The organism is Gillisella terrae, assembly GCF_004801395.1.
Taxonomy (GTDB): domain Bacteria; phylum Pseudomonadota; class Alphaproteobacteria; order Rhizobiales; family Rhizobiaceae; genus Allorhizobium; species Allorhizobium terrae.
In genome coordinates, this window is record NZ_SSOA01000008.1 from 1 (window position 1) to 19,156 (window position 19,156).

General features: G+C 54.5%; 12 protein-coding genes, 1 tRNA gene and 1 pseudogene. 11 read left to right on the forward strand and 3 right to left on the reverse strand.

Annotation, left to right across the window (positions count from 1 at the left end; translation table 11 throughout):
* Positions 1-141 precede the first annotated feature (141 nt).
* Positions 142-218: transfer RNA gene (locus tag E6C51_RS14385), tRNA-Met, on the forward strand.
* Positions 219-478: 260 nt separating this feature from the next.
* Complete coding sequence (locus E6C51_RS14390) at positions 479-1,717, forward strand: M24 family metallopeptidase (RefSeq protein ID WP_190236470.1); 1,239 nt, start codon at positions 479-481, stop codon at positions 1,715-1,717.
* Between the two features lie 387 nt (positions 1,718-2,104).
* Here the strand turns inward: E6C51_RS14390 and E6C51_RS20180 are convergent.
* Positions 2,105-2,282 (reverse strand): annotated as a pseudogene (locus tag E6C51_RS20180) (transposase); the annotation flags it as partial.
* A gap of 375 nt (positions 2,283-2,657) precedes the next feature.
* On the opposite strand from E6C51_RS20180, the gene E6C51_RS14400 reads away from it, so the two are divergent.
* The 9 genes from E6C51_RS14400 (at position 2,658) to E6C51_RS14440 (ending at position 17,195) form a co-directional block, all read left to right on the forward strand.
* Positions 2,658-5,753, forward strand: coding sequence for an alpha-mannosidase (locus tag E6C51_RS14400; protein WP_190236471.1), 3,096 nt, complete (start codon positions 2,658-2,660; stop codon positions 5,751-5,753).
* Between the two features lie 122 nt (positions 5,754-5,875).
* Positions 5,876-7,108: a CehA/McbA family metallohydrolase gene (locus E6C51_RS14405; protein WP_190236472.1), complete on the forward strand. Its 1,233-nt coding sequence runs from the start codon at positions 5,876-5,878 to the stop codon at positions 7,106-7,108.
* A gap of 136 nt (positions 7,109-7,244) precedes the next feature.
* Positions 7,245-9,149: an ABC transporter substrate-binding protein gene (locus E6C51_RS14410; RefSeq protein WP_190236473.1), complete on the forward strand. Its 1,905-nt coding sequence runs from the start codon at positions 7,245-7,247 to the stop codon at positions 9,147-9,149.
* A gap of 304 nt (positions 9,150-9,453) precedes the next feature.
* A complete protein-coding gene (locus E6C51_RS14415) occupies positions 9,454-10,440 on the forward strand; it encodes an ABC transporter permease (protein ID WP_190236474.1) in 987 nt (328 codons plus the stop codon).
* Between the two features lie 7 nt (positions 10,441-10,447).
* The gene (locus tag E6C51_RS14420) at positions 10,448-11,608 is read left to right on the forward strand and encodes an ABC transporter permease (protein ID WP_190236475.1); all 1,161 of its coding nucleotides are present in this window, start codon (positions 10,448-10,450) and stop codon (positions 11,606-11,608) included.
* Positions 11,609-11,623: 15 nt separating this feature from the next.
* The gene (locus E6C51_RS14425; RefSeq protein WP_210235008.1) at positions 11,624-12,673 is read left to right on the forward strand and encodes an ABC transporter ATP-binding protein; all 1,050 of its coding nucleotides are present in this window, start codon (positions 11,624-11,626) and stop codon (positions 12,671-12,673) included.
* Entirely contained in the window at positions 12,670-13,737 is a 1,068-nt protein-coding gene (locus E6C51_RS14430) for an ABC transporter ATP-binding protein (protein WP_230987331.1), read from the forward strand. The genes E6C51_RS14425 and E6C51_RS14430 overlap by 4 nt, the downstream gene beginning before the upstream one ends.
* 237 nt (positions 13,738-13,974) lie before the next feature.
* Positions 13,975-16,695, forward strand: a complete 2,721-nt coding sequence (locus E6C51_RS14435; RefSeq protein ID WP_146937160.1) for an ABC transporter transmembrane domain-containing protein — start codon at positions 13,975-13,977, stop codon at positions 16,693-16,695.
* Positions 16,696-16,733: 38 nt separating this feature from the next.
* Entirely contained in the window at positions 16,734-17,195 is a 462-nt protein-coding gene (locus E6C51_RS14440; RefSeq protein WP_146937158.1) for a cyclic nucleotide-binding domain-containing protein, read from the forward strand.
* A gap of 68 nt (positions 17,196-17,263) precedes the next feature.
* On the opposite strand, the gene E6C51_RS14445 is transcribed toward E6C51_RS14440, so the two are convergent.
* Entirely contained in the window at positions 17,264-17,746 is a 483-nt protein-coding gene (locus tag E6C51_RS14445) for a class I SAM-dependent methyltransferase (RefSeq protein ID WP_190236476.1), read from the reverse strand.
* 6 nt (positions 17,747-17,752) lie between these two features.
* Complete coding sequence (locus E6C51_RS14450; RefSeq protein WP_190236477.1) at positions 17,753-19,093, reverse strand: nucleotide sugar dehydrogenase; 1,341 nt, start codon at positions 19,091-19,093, stop codon at positions 17,753-17,755.
* Positions 19,094-19,156 lie beyond the last annotated feature (63 nt).

Genomic DNA, 19,156 nt, shown 5'->3' on the forward strand with positions numbered 1-19,156 from the left:
AATGGGTCGCTCAAGCGGCCCTTTTGCATTCAAGCATAACGCGGGGTGGAGCAGCCCCGTCCGATCACAGGAAGCATCGCTTCCGAGAACGGACAAAACAAATAAACGACCGGGCTTCCGCCCAACGCCAGATCACTATTCCGCGGGGTGGAGCAGCCCGGTAGCTCGTCAGGCTCATAACCTGAAGGCCGCAGGTTCAAATCCTGCCCCCGCAACCAAATATCAAAAAAACCCCGTAGCACATGCTGCGGGGTTTTTTGATTCTTGGGGTGGACTACACCAGAAACCAAATCGCGCGGTCAACTTCCCGAGACCGCACGTTCAAGATCACTGGCTCTGAACAGCCCTTTCTGAACCAGAATATGTGAAGGTTAGAATCTGGGTTTGCTTACCGCTTCTGTCCTCTCATGAATAATCACATCTGGCGCTTTTATCCCGCGTGGTCTAAGCCATCGCGGGTTTGGCATGGAGAGTAGCTGTGAGCGATATCGACAGGAAACGAGCGGAGAGGTTGATGGGGGAGGTCGGGCTGGATGCTTTAGTCTTGTTTCAGCCAGAAGCCTTTCAATATGCAATCGGGGCTTCTGCTGGCGTTGCCACGATGTGGGGTAGGGCGGGCGCTGCGATTGCGCTGGTACCAGCGGATGCGATCTCGCCCCTTGGCGCGATTGCAAGTGATCATGCCGCAGGGGGCGTACGTCAGAAGGCACCCGATGTTGATCTTCGCACGCACCGTATATGGATCGATACGGTGGATCTCCTGGGGGTGAAGGATCCTGCTGACATTGACGATGCTTATAGAGCTGCCGGAGGAGGGGGAGCGAGGCCGGAAACATTCGATCGCGCCGTCAGCTTCAATCTCTTGTCTGATCTGTTGAACGAACGAGGCCTGGGTGGCGGAAAGATCGGGGTTGATCTCGAATTCATGCCTGCTGCCGATTTCGAGGCTTTGAAACGCGCCTTACCTCAAGTTCAGTGGGTTGATGGCTCACTCCTGTTGAGGCGCTTGCGCTCGGTCAAGACGCCGCGTGAAATAGCAAGGCTAAAGCGGGCGGCAATCGCCGCTGAGGGTGGGTTAAAGCGTATGATGGAGGCGGTTCGCCTGGAAGCATCTGTCAGAGATCTTTCCCAAGCCTGGCAGTCAGGTGCGCAAGATACGGCCACATCGGGTGATTTTACACTGAGTGGTCATTGGGATTTCATTTCTGTTGGGCCAAATCTTTCGGACGTGCGTGCCAAGGTCACGTCTGGTGCCCTTATCAAGGCAGACGTCGGAACGCTGGTGGAAGGCTATTCTTCTGATAGTGCCCGCACTTTTACCTATGGCCCGCCGTCGCCATTGGCGCGGGAGATCTTTAAAGCGCTCGAAACCGCTTTCCATGCCGGTCTCGAACAGATCAGACCGGGGAATAGTTTTGCGACGGTTCACGATGCAATGCTACGGTCCATGAGGCGCGATGGTTTTGGTGAATATTACAGGGGACATTTTGGGCACTCCGTTGGGGGTAGTGTCGGTATAGAGGAGTGGCCGTTCTTTTCGGCGAGCAACCAAGAGGTGATTGCGGCAGATATGGTGGTGGCGCTCGAAGCTCCATTCTATGGCCAGAATTTCGGTGCGTTGATGATCGAAGATCAGTTTCTGGTGACTCCGCATGGAGCCGAATGCATGAACAGTTTGCCGCGCGGACTGATCGATCTTGCCAGACGCGATGTTTGATGATGCGTCGCGATTGCGCGATGTTTGGCAAAGGCCCTTCCAATCTGCACTGTTCATCAATAATCATATCTATCAAAAGCCGGAGTTGCCCGCATGAAAGCTGTTCTGATCGAAGTCGACTGCCCTTGCCCCTAAGTTTTATCCAGTTTTGAGTTCGCTCCAGCGGTTTTGGTTTGCTGTATTTTGGTCAGTAGCGGCGGGTTGCGGTGCGGAGCCATTTCGGCTGCTTAAGCCCGCATCACTTTGCGGGTTTATTGCATGAGCGAAATCGGCAGGTGCCATCCAGCCGAGACCGGAGTGTGGCCGGTGATCATTGGCTGCCATCGGAACCAGCATCGGTGCTCGTGTACCTATTGCTCGCTTGCGACCGCCGCGCTTGTGCACTGTCAGCTTCGCGTTCTCGTCCTTCAGTGTCTTAAGCCGCTTGGCTTCCGAAACGTCCATGCCGCCGTATTTGGCCTTCCATTTATAGATGCTGACGGCAAAGCTCCAACACAGGCGTGCCGGCCTCATGCTCCTTCAATATCCCGATAATCTGCTCGTCTGTAAAACGGTTGCGCTTCATTCTCTGATCCTCTCAATCGGCCAGAGCTTACTTCAAAATCTATTCGTTCTAAGGGGCCAGGTCACGACGAACAGGAATCCGACTGCCTACGGATGGGTAAAGGTTTTATGAAAATATTTTCTGTATTGAAATTGAAGGCAAAAGCGAAGCGAGTGTTCGCAAGAGGCTTGTAACACGCTATTGGTGGTATATGATCGTGTTTCATGCCATTGGCTTGGTGTTTCAGGGAGGAGATAAAGCTATGTTCGGGATGGAAGCCAATTCCTATTCACAATTATCGCAGTGATAGTGAAAATATTTTTTTAATTTCACAGTTTGATGGCTTGTCCAGCAGATTGATCGACGCCGCTTTTGATGATGCAGGATTGAAAATCCATGAACCGAATCCGTAAACTCGACCACCTCCTGTCTCGTCTTCGGGAGCGTGTGTTTTTATCACTGGATTGCGATGTGCCGCTGGTGTTTCGCCAAGCCTTGTCCGGTGAGCGCGCAGCGGTGGCCTTGGAAAGTCGCGAGGGCTGGATACCGGTGTCGCGGGATCTGGTATGGGGTGAGCCAGATGGATATTACTGGTTTGGCGGTTCTGCGATTTTGCCGGCCGCCGCCGAGGGGCGTCGCATTGTCTGTCGGGTGGAAGCGGCGTTTGGCTCCGTGATGGGGCGGTGCGATCCGCAATGTCTGGTGCGCGTTAATGGACGCATCCAGCAGGGTGTTGATGGCAATCACCGGGAGTTTCTGCTGACGAACAGTGGCAAAGCGGGTGAGCAGTTCGATATTCTGATTGAGGCGGGCACGATTGAAGATCGTCGTCAGCTGGGGTTTGCGCTGCAAATGCAGGTGCATGATCTGGAGGTCGAGAACCTTTACTATGATCTGCGCGTGCCGCTGGATGTGGCGCGTTTGCTGAAAGAAGATGATCCGCGCCGTCATTTCATTTTGGGACGCTTGAATGCAGCCATTGATGTGCTGGATTTGCGCCCCGGCAATGATGCGCGCTTCAAGGCTTCGGTGGCTGCGGCGAGAGAGGTCGCGGCTGCGATCTATCAGGCGGTCGATTTCGAGGAAAAGCCGGTGATTGTTGCCACCGGCCATACGCATATTGACGTGGCATGGCTTTGGCGGGTGCGTGAAACGCGCCAGAAAATGGCCCGTTCCATGGCCACGGCTCTGTCCTTGATGCAGGATTTTCCCGATTACCAGTTCATGTATAACCAATGCGTGCTTTTGGATTATCTGCGCGAGGATTATCCCGAACTGTTCAGCCGCATCAAGGCTGAGGTTAAAACTGGCCGCTTTGAAATTGAAGGCGCGCTTTGGTTGGAGCCGGATGTGAACATCACCGGCGGCGAGGCGCTGGTGCGCCACATTCTCTATGGTGTGCGCTATCATCAGAAGACGTTTGATGTCCGGCCTCGGATGATCTGGCTGCCCGATACTTTTGGCTATTCGGCTGCTTTGCCGCAGCTGATGGCAAAATCCGGGCTGGATAGTTTTGTGACTCATAAACTGTCATGGAATGACACCAACCGGATGCCGAACGAGACCATGTTCTGGCAGGGCATTGATGGCTCACAGGTGGTGGCCTATTTCCTGACCACTCAGCCTTATGATTCCCAGACCTATAACACCACCTATTGCCCCAATCTCAAGCCAACCCATGTGATGGGGACGTGGCGGCGTCATGGCCAGCAGGATTTGAATTCTGAACTGTTTCTGGTCTACGGCCATGGCGATGGCGGCGGCGGCCCGACCCGCGAAATGCTGCACAATATTCGTCGCATGGAGCAGGGGATTCCGGGCTGCCCGACAGTAAAACACGCGCCGATGAGGCCGTTTTTTGAAGGCCTGATTGGCCGTATGCAGGCCAATCCAGAGCGTTATCCGGTGTGGGTGGGTGAGCTTTATGCGGAATTCCATCGTGGTACACTGACATCTGTTGCCAAAAACAAGCGCCATAACCGCAAGGCCGAGATTGAGCTGCGCGAATTGGAAACCTTGGCGGTGATGGCGCAGGTGCAGACCGGGGCGGCCTATCCCGCACAGGCTCTCAGAGCGCTGTGGGATATTGTGATGCTCAATCAGTTTCATGATATTTTGCCCGGTTCCTCGATTGGGGCGGTTTATGACGATAGTGATGTCGATTACGCCCGCTTTTTCGATGAGGCGAGTGTGCTGAAGCAATCTTTGCTGTCAGTATTGCCGCGCACCTCCGATGTGGTTGTGTTGAATGCCACGGCCCGCGCCCGCAGCGGTTTGATTTGCGATGATCAAAGCTTTGCCGCTCATGCCGAGCAGGTTCTTGTCGGTGCAGATGGAAAAACCCGTTTTGCGGCAATGGCGAGCGATGTTGCGCCGCTTGCTTTGGCAGAGCCTGCGACCGTGGTTTTACCGGTTGTTGCAGATGACCGGCTTTCGGTTTCGGTGCAGCACTTGACCAATGGTCTGGTGTCGGTGCGGTTTGATGAGGCCGGGCGCATCACAGCGTTGGTGGATGCAAAAACCGGGCGTGATATTTTGCCGCGCGGTGCTTTGGCCAACCGTTTGCAAGCCTTTCGCGATATGCCTGCCCAGTTTGACGCCTGGGATATTGATGATGATTTTGAAGATCAGATCTTTGAAATTGATCAGCTTGTGCGCGCAGAGGTGGTTGAAACAGGCCCCTTGCGGGCCGCAATCCGGTTTGAGTGGGCCTATGAGCGCTCAAAACTGGTGCAGGTCGTGTCTCTGCTGGCCGGTGCGCGGCAGGTGGAGATTGATACATTCATCGATTGGCATGAGCATAATACGTTGGTGAAAGCGGCGTTTCCGCTGGCCATCAACGCGGCGGCGGTGGATGCCGAAATTCAGTTTGGCCATGTCAAGCGCGCCACGCATCGCAACACATCCTGGGATCGTGCCCGCTTTGAATGCTCCATGCAGCGTTGGGTGGATATGAGCGAGCCGGATTTTGGTGTCGCGCTGCTCAATGATTGCAAATATGGTTATGATGCCAAAGGCACAGAGCTGCGCCTGACCTTGCTGCGCTCCCCCACCTATCCGTGGCCGGAGGCCGATCAGGGCGAGCACCATTTCCGCTATGCCTTGTTCATCCATGATGGCGACAAGAATGCGGTTCATTGCGCCGCTGAAGATTTCAACATGCCGCTTCGGCTGTTGCGCGGTGCGGTCAGCCCTGTTGCGGCAGATGTGTCGACAACGCCCCTGATTGAGGTGAAGACAAAAAATATCACGCTGGAAGCGGTTAAAAAGGCCGAGGACGATGATGGTGTGATCATTCGCCTGTGGGAGACAACGGGCGCGCGCCAATCCGCACATCTTGTGCCGGATGCACGTTTCAAAACGGCGAAGATTGTTGATCTGCTGGAAGAGGGCGGAGAAGCATTCGCTATTGGTAAGGATGGGCTAACGCTCACCTTCATGCCGTTTGAAGTCATCACGTTGAAATTGTCACAGCAACAGATTGCGCCGTAACACGTCAACGTTTTCAGGCAAAGGCGCAAACCCGCGCCTGAGAAGGCAAACAGCACACAATATTTTTGAAGTTGCCCGGTTCAAGATGAACCGGGCAGAATCTCGTGTCGAGGGAGAGCGACGTGGATACCTATCAAGATTTTCATCACATCATCGATCAGTTTCCGGAGGGCGAAAAATCCTTCATCGAAATTCCGTTTGAGGTTGGGGCGGATATCGAGCGGATTGATGTCAGCTATCACTTTCCTTTTGGTGGTGGTGGCAGCGTGATTGATCTTGGGGTTGCCCAGCATGGTCGCATGCGCGGCTGGACCGGGGCCGAGCGCGGCCATATCACGCTGGAAGCAGATCGTGCCACGCCCGGTTATGATAAAGGGCCGTTGCAAGGGTTCTGGCATGTGGTGCTGGGCATTGTCAAAATTGGCCCCGATTGCAAGGTGGATCTGCATATACGGCTGACGCCCAAACGGCAGCGCTGGCTGGTGGGCGATCTGCACAGCCACTCGGAACACTCCGATGGCGGGGTGACCGTGCTGGATGCGATTTATCGGGCGCGGGCATCCCGGCTCGATTTTGTGTCGATTACCGACCACAACACGGTGTCGCAAAATGCCATTTGCCCCGATGATCCGGGCATATTGGTCATTCCGGCGATGGAGTTGACGTCTTTTTACGGCCATACCAATTTCCACGGGTTGGCCCAGCCGCTCGAGGACTGGCGTTGTCGCTCGCCGAAAGACGTGGCAGACAAAATGCAGGAAGCGCACGATAAAGGGGCGACGATTGTCATCAATCATCCGTTCCAGAATTCCGCCGGTGGTCGCTGGCAATCCGGTTTTGATGTGGCCTTTGATGCCTATGAAATCTGGAATGGCAACTGGTCGGTGATGAACGAGCAAGGGCTGGCCTTCTGGCAGGAATTGCTGGTCGCTGGCCGTCGCATTCCAGCCACGGGTGGCAGTGATTTTCATTTAAAGAACCGCCGCCGCCATGGCTATCCCGCCAATAATCTCTATGCCGATAGCGGCTCGATTGCCGATATTCTCAAAGCCGTGCGCGATGGGCGCAATGTTGTCACCGCATCACCGGATGCGGTGATGGTGACGCCGCGGGGCGATGGCAGCCCGGTGTTTGGTGATCGGGTGGCCGCAGGCACAGCTTTGACATTTGCGTTTACCGGTCTTGTGGAAGGTGACGAAATTCGGGTTATCACCGAAGAGGGGGTGGTTGGCCATCGCCACGCTGATCAAACTACAATGACATTGGAGCGAACCTTCTCCGGCCGCTTTTTGCGCTTCGAGGTCTGGCGCGATCAAGCGCCGCAGCTGTTCACCAATCCCTTCTATGCGGAATAAATATATTTTTTTGACAGAAAATGAAATGAAAATATTTTTGTTCTTGATTTTTCGAGAGCGATCTACGAGCCTGTCTTAAAGGACGATTTTGCCCCCCATTGGAGGTGTGGGGTAGAATTTGGAAGAGGAGGGAAACATGACAATTAATAAAAATATTTTTACGGTATCGATTGCTGCGCTCATCATTGGCATGGGCGCGCAAGCCGCATTTGCGTTTCAACAATCCCCCATGCTGGATGCAGAGGTGAAGGCGGGCAAGCTGCCGCCGGTTGATCAGCGTTTGCCAGCTCATCCGCGTGTGCTGGATGTGGAAAGCATTGGCAAATTTGGCGGCACATGGCACCGCGCCTATAAAGGCCCCGGCGACCGCTGGGGACCGACCAAGCTGATTGAGGAGCGGGCGCTCAAATTCACCCAAGGGGCCGATGGCAAGCTAAAGATGATTCCGACCTTCATCGAAAGCTACAGCATGAGCCCGGATGGCAAGGAATTTACCTTCACGCTGCTCGACGGTTTGAAGTGGTCAGATGGCGTGCCTGTCACCACCGAAGACGTGAAGTTCTGGTACGAAGATGTCTTTATGAACAAGGATATCGTGCCGACCATTGATACGCTCTATGCGCCGGGCGGCAAGCCTTTGGAGGTGGAGATTGTTGATGGGCGCACCTTCAAGGTCAAATTTGCCCAGCCCTATGTGTATTTCCTCACCATTTTGGCGAAAGATTCCACCGGCGAGCCAAGTCTCGATCGTCCATCCTTCATTATGCCGAAGCATTATCTGAAGAATTTCATGCCGAAATATGCCGATAAGGCTGCCCTTGATAAGGTGGTGGCTGAAAAGGGCGTGAAGAAATGGTCTGACCTCTGGAGCTCCAAAGGACCGATTACGGCTTGGAACCAGAACCCCGATCTGCCTGTGATCACGCCGTGGAAAATTGTCACACCGCCGCCTGCCGATGTGATGGTGATGGAGCGCAACCCCTATTATTACATGGTTGATAAGGCGGGCAATCAGCTGCCCTATATCGACCGGATTGAGCACAAGCTGTTTGACGGTCAGGAAAATTTCAACCTGATGGTCGTTCAAGGCCAGATCGACATGCAGCAGCGCTACACTTTCAATGGTGATTTCACCTTCTATAAAGAAAATGAAAAGCGCGGTGATTACAAGGTTTTGAAGTGGATCAATGCGGAAACCTGGTCTCTGGTGCCCAATCTCACCGTCAAGGATCCGGGCCTGAATGCGCTGATCAACAACATCGATTTCCGGCACGCCTTGAGCATTGCCATTGATCGCGACACCATCAACGAATTGTCGCAATCGGGGCTTGGCAAGGCACGCTCTGCGTCGCCGGTTTCAAGTTCGCCCTATTATAATGAAGAGCTGGCCCAGCATTGGACCGAGCATGATGCGGATAAAGCCAACGAATTGCTCGACAAGATTGGCCTCACCAAGCGCGATGGCGATGGTTTCCGGCTGGACAAGGACGGCAAGCGGGTTTCCATTGTGGTGGAAACCTATCTGGATGCCTTTGCCAATACGCTGGAGATGATCCGCGATAATTGGCGTGACATTGGCGTGGAGCTGCTGCCGCGCGTGATTGACCGTACGCAATACGATTCCAATCGCGATAACAATAATTTCCAGATGCAATATACGCCGTTTGACCGGCTCTCGATTGTGCCTTCCGATCCTCGCCTGATGCTGGGTGACGATGGTTATGCCGAGCAATATTACACCTGGTATCAAACCAAGGGTGCTTCCGGCATGGAGCCGCCGAAGGATTCGCCCATTCGCTCGCTGTGGGCTGATTGGGATAAGGCGGCCGGTGCCAGCACGATTGAAGAGGCAGATGCTGCCACCAATCACATGATCAAAACCTTTGTGGAGCAGGGCTATGTCATTGGTTTGGTGGGTGAAACGCCAGCGCTGGTGATTGATAAAAACACCATGAAAAATGTCCGCGACGGTCTCATCAATGATGATGTGACCCGTGGTGAAGGCATTGCCTATCCGGCGCAGTTCTACTTCGACAAATAAGCGGGCAGGGCACTGTTGCGGTTGTGCCAAAATCCCCTCCCCCAACCCTCCCCACAAGGGGGAGGGAGCAGGTTGAGTGCTTTGCCACCCTTGTGGCAGCTCACAAGAAGGGTTGGGGAATTTATCCGGTTGCCCGGAACGCCAACAGACTCCCTCCCCCTTGTGGGGAGGGCTGGGGAGGGGTCTTTTTTTAACGCCCAACTTCTCGATTCTGCATCCAAAAAATATTCGGCCAACCCCATCACGGGCTGGCCTGACGTTCTGAAATTGGAACCGGCGGGTGTCATCACCCGGAGGAGGAGCCATGATCAACCTGATTGTCAGACGGATCCTGTGGGCCATACCCACATTGATTTTCGTCTCTTTTATATCTTTCGTCATCATCCAGCTGCCGCCGGGAGATTTTGTCACGGCCTATGTCGGACAATTGCGCCACAATGGTGAATATATCACCGATGTGCAGGAAGCCCTGATGCGCCAGCAATACGGGCTGAATGATCCGATTGTGCTGCAATATTGGCGATGGATCAGTGCGATTATCTTCCATGGTGATTTTGGCCGCTCGTTAGAGTGGAACATGGATGTCAAGGATATGATCTGGGATCGCCTGGGGCTCACGCTGGCCATCTCGTCGCTGTCCATGGTGTTTACCTGGATCATTGCCATCCCGATTGGCGTCTACTCGGCCACCCGGCAATATTCTTTTCTCGATTATGTTTTCACCATCTTTGGCTTTATCGGCAAGGGCGTGCCGGAGTTTCTGCTGGCGCTGATTTTGATGTGGCTCAGTTTCACCTATTTCAATCTCGATGTCGGCGGGCTGTTTTCGGCTGAATATGCCTCGGCGCCGTGGTCCTGGGCGCGGTTTGTCAATCTGCTGTCACACCTTTGGGTGCCGGTGGTGGTGCTGGGGGTGAGCAGCACGGCGGGGCTGATCCGCGTGATGCGCGCCAATATGCTGGACGAAATTGGCAAACCCTATGTAGAAACCGCTTACGCCCAAGGCATGACCGAGCGGCAGGTGGTGTGGCGCTATCCGGTGCGTATTGCCCTCAATCCGTTTATCTCGACGGTTGGCTGGGCGCTGCCAGCGCTGTTTTCCGGCGATATTATTGCCGCCGTGGTGCTGAACCTGCCCACCACCGGCCCGCTTTTGCTCAAAGCGCTTCAGATGCAGGACATGTATCTGGCAGGCAGTTTCATTCTCATTCTCAGCGTGTTCACCGTGATCGGCACAATGTTATCCGACATTCTGCTGGCCTGGTCCGACCCGCGCATTCGCTTCTCGTGAGGTGCCCATGACCGACTTGACCCAAAGTTCTCAAGCTGTTGTGGAGCCAAAGCAGCCCCCCTTGGCGGCAAGCGTCAATAAGGAAGAAGCGCTCTACACCGCCAAGCCTTGGACGCTGATCTGGTGGCGGTTCAAAAAGCACAGATTAGCCTTTGCCTCGATGATTTTTCTGGGCTTTTGCATTGTCATCACTGTGTTTGCCGATTTCATCTCGCCTTACAATCCGGGTGACATCAATAAGCTCAACACCTTTGTGCCGCCCACCCGTATTCACGTGATACATGATGGCAATCTGCAACGCCCGTTTATCTATGGCTTGAAGCGCAGCCGCGATCCTGAAACGGCGCGGGTGATCTATGTGGAAGACACTTCCAAGCCTTTGCCGATTTCGTTTTTCACCAAAGGCGATGCTTACGATCTTCTGGGTCTGTTTCCCACCAAGACACATTTGTTTGGTATTGAAGGCTCCAAGCAGAAGATCAACCTGATTGGCACGGATTCGCTGGGCCGCGATCTGTTTTCACGCATTCTCTATGGTGCCCGCGTCACGCTGTCTGCGGGCCTGATTGGCGTTGCCTTTGCCTTTTTCATCGGCATCTTCATGGGGGCTGTGTCCGGCTATTATGGCGGCGCGATTGATGGGGCGATCCAGCGGTTGATGGAATTTATCCGCTCCATTCCCACCATTCCGCTGTGGATGGGTCTTGCGGCGGCGCTTCCAATCACCTGGGATCCGTTGCTAGTCTATGTGCTGATCACCATTATTCTGGCCCTGATTGGCTGGACAAGCCTGGCGCGGGTGGTGCGTGGCCGGTTTTATTCGCTGAAAACCGAGGATTATATTTTGGCAGCGCGTCTATCGGGTGCCAGCGAATATCGCATTGTTACCAAGCATATGCTGCCCGCCATGACCAGCCATATCATTGCTGCCACCACGCTTGCTGTGCCGGAAATGATTTTGGGCGAAACAGCCTTGAGCTTTTTGGGCCTTGGGCTTCGCCCGCCGGTGGTGTCCTGGGGTGTGTTGCTTCAGGATGCGCAAAACCTGCGCTCGATTGCGCTGGCACCGTGGCTGTTGGCTCCGGGCATTGCGATTATTTTTGTTGTTCTCGCCTTCAACTTCTTGGGCGACGGTCTGCGCGATGCCGCTGATCCCTATGGCCATTGAGGAGGTAAGGAAACCATGACTCATTCTCCCATGCCACTCGAGCGTATTCTGCAATTAAACGATGTCGGCGTTCACTTCCCCACGCGCGACGGTCTGGTCAAAGCCGTCAATGGCGTGTCTTATCACGTCAATCGCGGCGAGGTGCTGGGCATTGTTGGCGAAAGCGGCTCTGGTAAATCGGTGACGGCGCGCTCCATCATGCGGCTCTTGCCGAAAAACGCGGTGGATGCAGGTGGTTCGGTGCAGTTTCGCAAGCGCGACGGTGAAGAAATCGTGCTGTCTGAGCAGGAGCGACTTGGCAAAACCATGCGCAGTTTGCGCGGCGGCGACATCGGCATGGTGTTTCAGGAGCCGATGACGGCGCTCTCGCCCGTGCACACCATCGGCACCCAGATCATGCGCACGGTGATGTTGCATCAAAAGGTGTCCAAAGCACAGGCGCGCCAACGGGCGATCGAGCTTTTGACCAAGGTGCAAATGCCGCGCCCGCAGGAGATTGTTGATAATTACCCGCACCATCTCTCGGGCGGCATGCGCCAAAGAGCAATGATTGCCTTGGCGCTGGCCTGTGATCCCTGTCTGCTGATTGCTGATGAGCCCACCACGGCGCTGGATGTGACCACGGAAGCGCAAATTCTGGAATTGCTGAAATCGCTTCAGCAAGAAATGGATATGGCGATTGTGTTCATCACCCATAATTTTGGCGTGGTGGCCGATATCGCCGATCGGATTGCGGTGATGTATCTGGGCCGGGTTGTGGAAACCGGCACGGTGGATGAGATTTTTTACGAGCCGAAACATCCCTATACGCAAGCGCTTCTCGGCTCCATTCCACGGCTTGGCAAAAGCCATGGCAAACGCCTGCGCACCATCTCTGGCATGGTGCCAGACCCCTATAATGTGCCGTCCGGCTGTTCCTTCCATCCCCGCTGCGAACGGGCGGTGGCGGGCGTGTGCAATGTGCGTGCGCCCGATGTGGTGCAATATGACAGCGGCCAGATTGCCCGCTGTCATTATCCCGGAACCGATATGCCCGACCCTGATCGCATGGAGGCAGCCCAATGAGCAATGCACTTCTCTCTCCGACATCCCAGGCTCTGGCCCCGATGGCAGAGGATACGCTTGTGTCTGTCCGCGAGGCCCGCAAGCATTTTCCCATTTATAAAGGTTGGATGCGCAAACAGGTTGGGAGCATCAAGGCCGTCGATGACATCAGCTTTGACATCAAGAAAGGTGAAACCTTTGGGCTGGTGGGCGAAAGCGGCTCAGGCAAATCCTCCATCGCCCGCCTGATCCTGCGTGCCTATGATGTCAGCGGTGGCTCCATTCTGTTTCGCCGTGGTGATGGCTCGGTGGTGGATATCACCGCGCTCAATGACTTCGAGATGCGCGATATTCGCCGCGAAATGCAGATGATTTTCCAAGACCCCTATTCGTCGCTCAATCCGCGCATGCGGCTTCTGGATCTGGTGGGCGAGCCTTTGGTCATTCATGGGTGGGGAACGCCTGCCGAAATCCGCGACCGCGTGGCTGAGCTTTTGGGATTGGTGGGTCTGCGCCCCGAATATGTGATGCGCTATCCGCATGCGTTTTCGGGTGGCCAACGCCAGCGTATTGGTATTGCCCGTGCCTTGGCATTGAACCCCAGTTTTATCGCCGCCGATGAAGCCGTCTCGGCGCTGGATGTGTCGGTGGCGGCGCAAAACATCAACCTGATGCAGGATTTGCAGGAAAAATTCGGCCTGACCTATCTGTTCATCACCCATGATCTTGGGATGGTGGAGCATATCTCGGATCGGGTGGGGGTGATGTATCTGGGTCGGTTGATGGAGGTGGGGCCAACAGCCGAGATGTTTGCAAAGCCGCTGCATCCCTACACCGAGGCCCTGTTGGCTGCCGTGCCGCAGCCCGATCCGCGTGGAAATCGCCTGCGTAAGCGTGTGCCGCTGAAGGGCGAAATTGCCGATGCCATGAATGTGCCAAAAGGCTGCGCCTTTCATCCGCGTTGCCCCTATGCTGATCAGACCTGCCGCGATGAAGTGCCTGCACTTCGCAAGATGGCAGGTGGGAGGTTGGCACGATGCCACCACGCCGAAAAGCTCGATTTGACCGGCGTTGCCGCCTCATAAACAGTATAGCGCGCGCAAAGAGCATTGACTCTGAATGGGATTACATCATGCTGATCGCAGTGATGCGGTTTTTTTGGTCTGTTTTCCCATCACGTTGATGCGATTTTACGGAATTTTGCCCGGCTTTTGTGCATTGCACCTTTGCGCGCGCGTTGACAGTGCTTATATTCCGTACCCTTGAACAGGCGGCTCTCGTGCTGCCTGACACTGCTTGTTGGGCCGCGTGAATATCTGACGATGGATAAAAGTCTTCTCCGTTACATTTGGCGGCACACGCGAAAACAGCAGATTTGGGTGCTGGCAATCGTCATCATTTCCATGCTGCCCTATTTTCTGGCGTTTGATTTGCCCAAGCGCATCATCAATGGACCCATTCAAGGCTCCGGCTTCGAGCAGCCAGATTCCCGTCAGGCCTTTCTGGCCTTTGATTACAAGGTACCCCTGACCGATTGGTCCTTGAATTTCGATGGAATTTCTCTTGATCGTTTGACCAGTCTCATGGCGCTCAGTGGCGTGTTTTTGCTGCTCGTCGTGATCAATGGTTTGTTCAAATTCTACATCAACACCTACAAGGGCCGTTTGGGTGAGCGATTGCTGCGCCGTATCCGCTATGAACTGGTTGACCGGATTTTGCGGTTTCCGCCCAGTTACGTGAAGCAGGTGCACTCGTCGGAGCTTTCCACCATCGTGCGAGACGAGGTGGAGCCGTTTGGCGGCTTTACCGGTGATGCCTTTGTGCAGCCCACATTGCTGGGCGGTCAGGCCATTGCGGCTCTGAGTTTTATTTTTTTGCAAAGCCTGTGGCTTGGCATGATTGCCGGCGTCATGGTCGCCTTGCAGGTCGGCATCATCCCCAAAATGCGCCGGCGCCTGATTGATCTTGGCCGCAGGCGTCAGATCACGGCGCGGCATTTTGCCGGGCGCGTTGGCGAAATTGTCGATGGCGTCGGCGCAATCCACGCCTATGATACCTCCAATTATGAACGCGCTGATATTGCCCAGCGATTGGGTCTGATTTACAAAATTCGCTACGATCTCTATCGTTGGAAGTTTTTTGTAAAATTTTTCAATAACTTCCTCTCGCAGTTGACGCCATTCCTGTTCTATTCGATCGGCGGTTATTTCGCGCTGCGCGGCAGTCTGGACGTCGGGCAGCTGGTGGCTGTTATCAATGCGTATAAAGACTTGCCGGGTCCGTTGAAGGAGTTGATCGATTGGGACCAGTCACGTCAGGATGTGCAGGTCAAATACGAGCAGGTTCTTGAGCAGTTCGAGCCGCAACATATGCTTGATCCCGCCTTGCTGGCCGTGGCCTTGACATCACCTCAAGGGCATGTGGGCCTGTTGCAGGCACAAAATGTGACGCTGCTGGATGGTAGTGGCGCAAAAGTTGTCGAGAATGTCAGCCTGAAATTGACACCCGGTGAAACGGTGGCGGTGATTGATAATCACGGCGGCGGTGGTGAGCTGCTGGCGGAAGCCTTCGGGCGCCAGAATTGGCCGGTGTCCGGCAAGGTCACGGTGGGGGATGTCGATATTCTCGAGCTGCCGGATTCAGTGGTTGGCCGGGCGATGTCTTACGTGTCTGCCGATGGCTATTTCTTCCATGCCAGTTTGAAAGACAATCTGATCTATGGATTGAAACATGCACCAACAAACTCAGTCAATTACACGGGTCGCGAGGCAGCGCAGCGGCGCTGGGATGTGCGCGAAGCGCAATTGGTTGACAACAGCGATCTGGATTTGAATGCCGATTGGCTGGATCGGCGCGCGACATCGGTGCTGAATGGCAAGCCGGGCGATTTGCGCGATTCAATTATTGGTGCGTTGGACGCGGTGCAGCTGACCAATGATGTGCTGGAATTGGCGTTGCATTCCATTGTTGATCCGCTGGAATATCCGGATCTGACCGAGCGGGTTGTCGAGCTGCGGCTGGCACTGCGCGAGGAGTTGCGCACCCTTGGACTGTCCAATCTCGTGGTTCATTTTGATCCCAGCAGCTACAATAGCGAAGCGACGGTCGGCGAAAATCTGTTGTTTGGCACGTTGAGGCCGGTCGCCGATATGCCGGTCTTCACCCATAAAAGCGATTATTTCTATGCCGTTCTGGAGCGGGCGGGACTTCTGAGCCTGTTCTATGAAATGGGCTTTATGATTGCCGAAAACCTTGTCGAGATCTTTGCGGGTTTGCCGGCCGATCACCCGTTTTTCCAGCAGCTCGATGTGCTGACCGCTGATGATGTCGTTTATTATCAGCAGATTCTTCAGCGTTTGCAGGGGCGCACCAAGCCCGCGCCGACCGAAGAAGAGCAGCGCGCCATGATTCGTCTGAGCTTCAATTATGTCGAGCCGCGTTATCGTCTGGGTGTGCTGACAGATGAAATCATGGATAAAATTGTCGTCTCGCGCGACCAGTTTCACGATAATTTATCACCTGAATTGCGCAATAGCATTGAACGCTACGATCCGCATCGCTACATGGCGTCGGCATCGTTGCGCGAAAACGTGATTTTTGGAAAACTGGCCCACCGTAACCCCGGAGCACTCGCGAAGTTTCGCGAAATTGCCCAGCGCCTTTCGATTCAAAAGGGTCTATCCGATCGCTTTCTGGCCCTTGGGCTGGAATTTGACGTGGGAAGTGGCGGGCGCCGCTTAACAATTGCCCAGCGCCATAAGCTTAATTTGGCGCGCGCCCTTGTGCGTCGCTGCGATTATTATATCTTTAATAAGCCATTGCCGGGTCTGGATCGGCGCGCCCAGGAAGATATTGTGCGAGATGTGCTTGCATTTTTGCAACAGCAGGACAATGATCCGACAATCATGTGGGTGTTGTCGAACACATCATTGTCAAAAAACTTTGATCGTGTTGTTGTATTCGACAATGGATCAGTGGTCGCGGACGGATCGTACGAGACTCTTGATAAAGAAAATGGTATCTTCAAAACGTTGGTGGCATAAAGTTTCATGCCACCTGCACAGAGGAGCTGGTGGCAAAGATGTTACTGAGAGACGAAGTGCAGTTATTGCGGAGCGTGCCCTACTTCAAGCATGTTGATCCATGCAAGTTGAAGTTGTTGGCTTTTGCCTCGCAACGGGTGACGTATAATGCCGGTGACGAGCTGTTTCATCAGGGTGACGGCGGGGATGCCGCCTACGTCATTTTGTGCGGACAGGTTGATCTTCTTAGCGAATTTCCCGGCGGCGAAACCAAATTGGGCGAAGCCAAGTGCCAATCGATCATCGGTGAAATGTCTTTGCTCTGCGACGGTCCGAGAACTGTCACTGCCCGTGCCACAACCCCGGTTGATGCGTTGCGCATTGGCAAGGAATGTCTTTCAAAAGTAATGTCTGATAGTCCACGGATGGGTCTTGAGATTAGCCGTGCCTTGGCCGAACGCTTGAGAACGGCAACGTCTGAGCTGGATAGCAGTCGCATGCGCCACGCTGATCCCGTCTGACTTGAGCTGTTTGAATGGCGTTTTGGGCTTTTCTAAGGCGTTTTAGTCTGTGGTATTTTGTCGCAGTTTTATCGGCTGCGACGATAGAGAAAATAGCGGTCCTTTTCGATCGTTTCCAACATGGGCAGCGCTTCCAGCCTGTCATGGTTCAGTGGCAGCCCGCACAGGGCAATTCCCCCAACAGTCAGCATTCCGGCCACCATATCCGGCAGCCACGTCAGCGTCACCGCGTCCTTGTCCGGGTAACCTGTGCCAATATCGGCGTGTACCATGGCAGCGCCGCAGCCGATGAAATCCTGACCTTTCTCGGCAATTTCACCCAAAACCAGATCACCTTCTGCTGGAATTGAGCTTTTGTGTGCGCCAAGCTGGCGGTCAAACGCGATAATGCGGTGGTTGGAAAAGTTTTCGCGCAGGTGGCTATAGGTGCGGCCATTGCCCAGACCCACTTCAAGAATGGGACCGTCTGGGAGGGGATAGGTGTCGCGAATGTGATTGAGCAGATCGCGCTGGGCGCTCATGCGGTTGATAAAGCTATCGAGACGGCTCATGAGGTTTCAAGCCTTTATAACAGTTTGGCCAGAAATCTGGCGACGGGCGAATGTGTTGCGGGTATCGACGATCAGCGGGCACCAATCGGCCAGCGTCTGGTAATCAACCGTGTCGTGGTCGGTGGCAATCAGCACTGCATCGAAGGATGAGAGATTGTCTTCACTCCACTCCACACTGCGCCGACCCTTCAGGTGGCTGTATTCGCGGGTCTTTGGAATTTCCGCAATAAACGGGTCAAAGTAGGAGACCTCCGCACCGCGTTCCAAAATGAGCTCCATCAGTCGCAGCGATGGGCTTTCGCGAATGTCAGGCACGTTTTTCTTATAGGCCAGCCCCATCACCAGCACACGCGAGCGGCTGAGCGCCTTGCCTGCCTTGCGATCCAGCGCTTCGGCCAACTTTTCCACCACATGATGGGGCATGGCGGTGTTGATCTCGCCAGCCAGCTCAATAAAGCGGGTGGGCTGGTCAAACTCGCGCGATTTCCACGTCAGGTAAAAGGGATCAATAGGAATGCAATGACCACCAAGGCCGGGGCCGGGGTAAAACGGCATATAGCCAAAGGGCTTGGTTTTGGCTGCATCAATCACTTCCCACACGTCGATGCCCATGGCGTCGTAAACCAGCTTCAACTCGTTCACCAGCGCAATATTGACGGCGCGGAAGATGTTTTCTGTCAGCTTCACGGCTTCGGCGGTGGCCGTGGACGATACCGGCACAATGGTTTTGACCACCGCGCCATAAAATGCCGCCATCATGGCCGATGCTTCTGCTCCATCACCGGCAATGACTTTCGGGATGGTGGAGGTTTCAAACTCGCGATTGCCGGGATCTTCACGCTCCGGCGAAAAGCCGAGGAAGAAATGCTCGCCTGCGCGCAATTCCGAGGTTTCCAGAATGGGCTTGACCACTTCCTCGGTGGTGCCGGGGTAAGTGGTGGATTCCAGCACAATCAATTGGCCGGGGCGCAAGGAGCGCGAAATCTGCCGACAGGTATTTTCCACGTAGGAAAGATCAGGATCGCGGTGGCGGGTGAGGGGAGTGGGCACGCAAATGGCAATCACATCATAATCGGCCAATTGCAAAAAATCTGTTGTGGCACTGAAACGGCCCGCCTCACATTCTGCTTCGAGAATATGATCCGGCACGGCTTCGATATAGCTTTTTCTGGCGTCAATGGCGTCGATTTTGCTGGCGTCAATATCAAAGCCCATCACGGTGAAACCGGCCCGTGCGATGCTCATGCCCAAGGGAAGACCCACGTAGCCAAGCCCGATAACGGCCGCTTTGGCGCTCTTGGACCGAATGCGTGCGAGCAAATCGGCGGCGATTGTGTGGTGAGACATGGCGGGATCAAACTCCGTGACACTTTTCGGATGTGCTTCAGTTGTCGTTGCCAAACCCATATG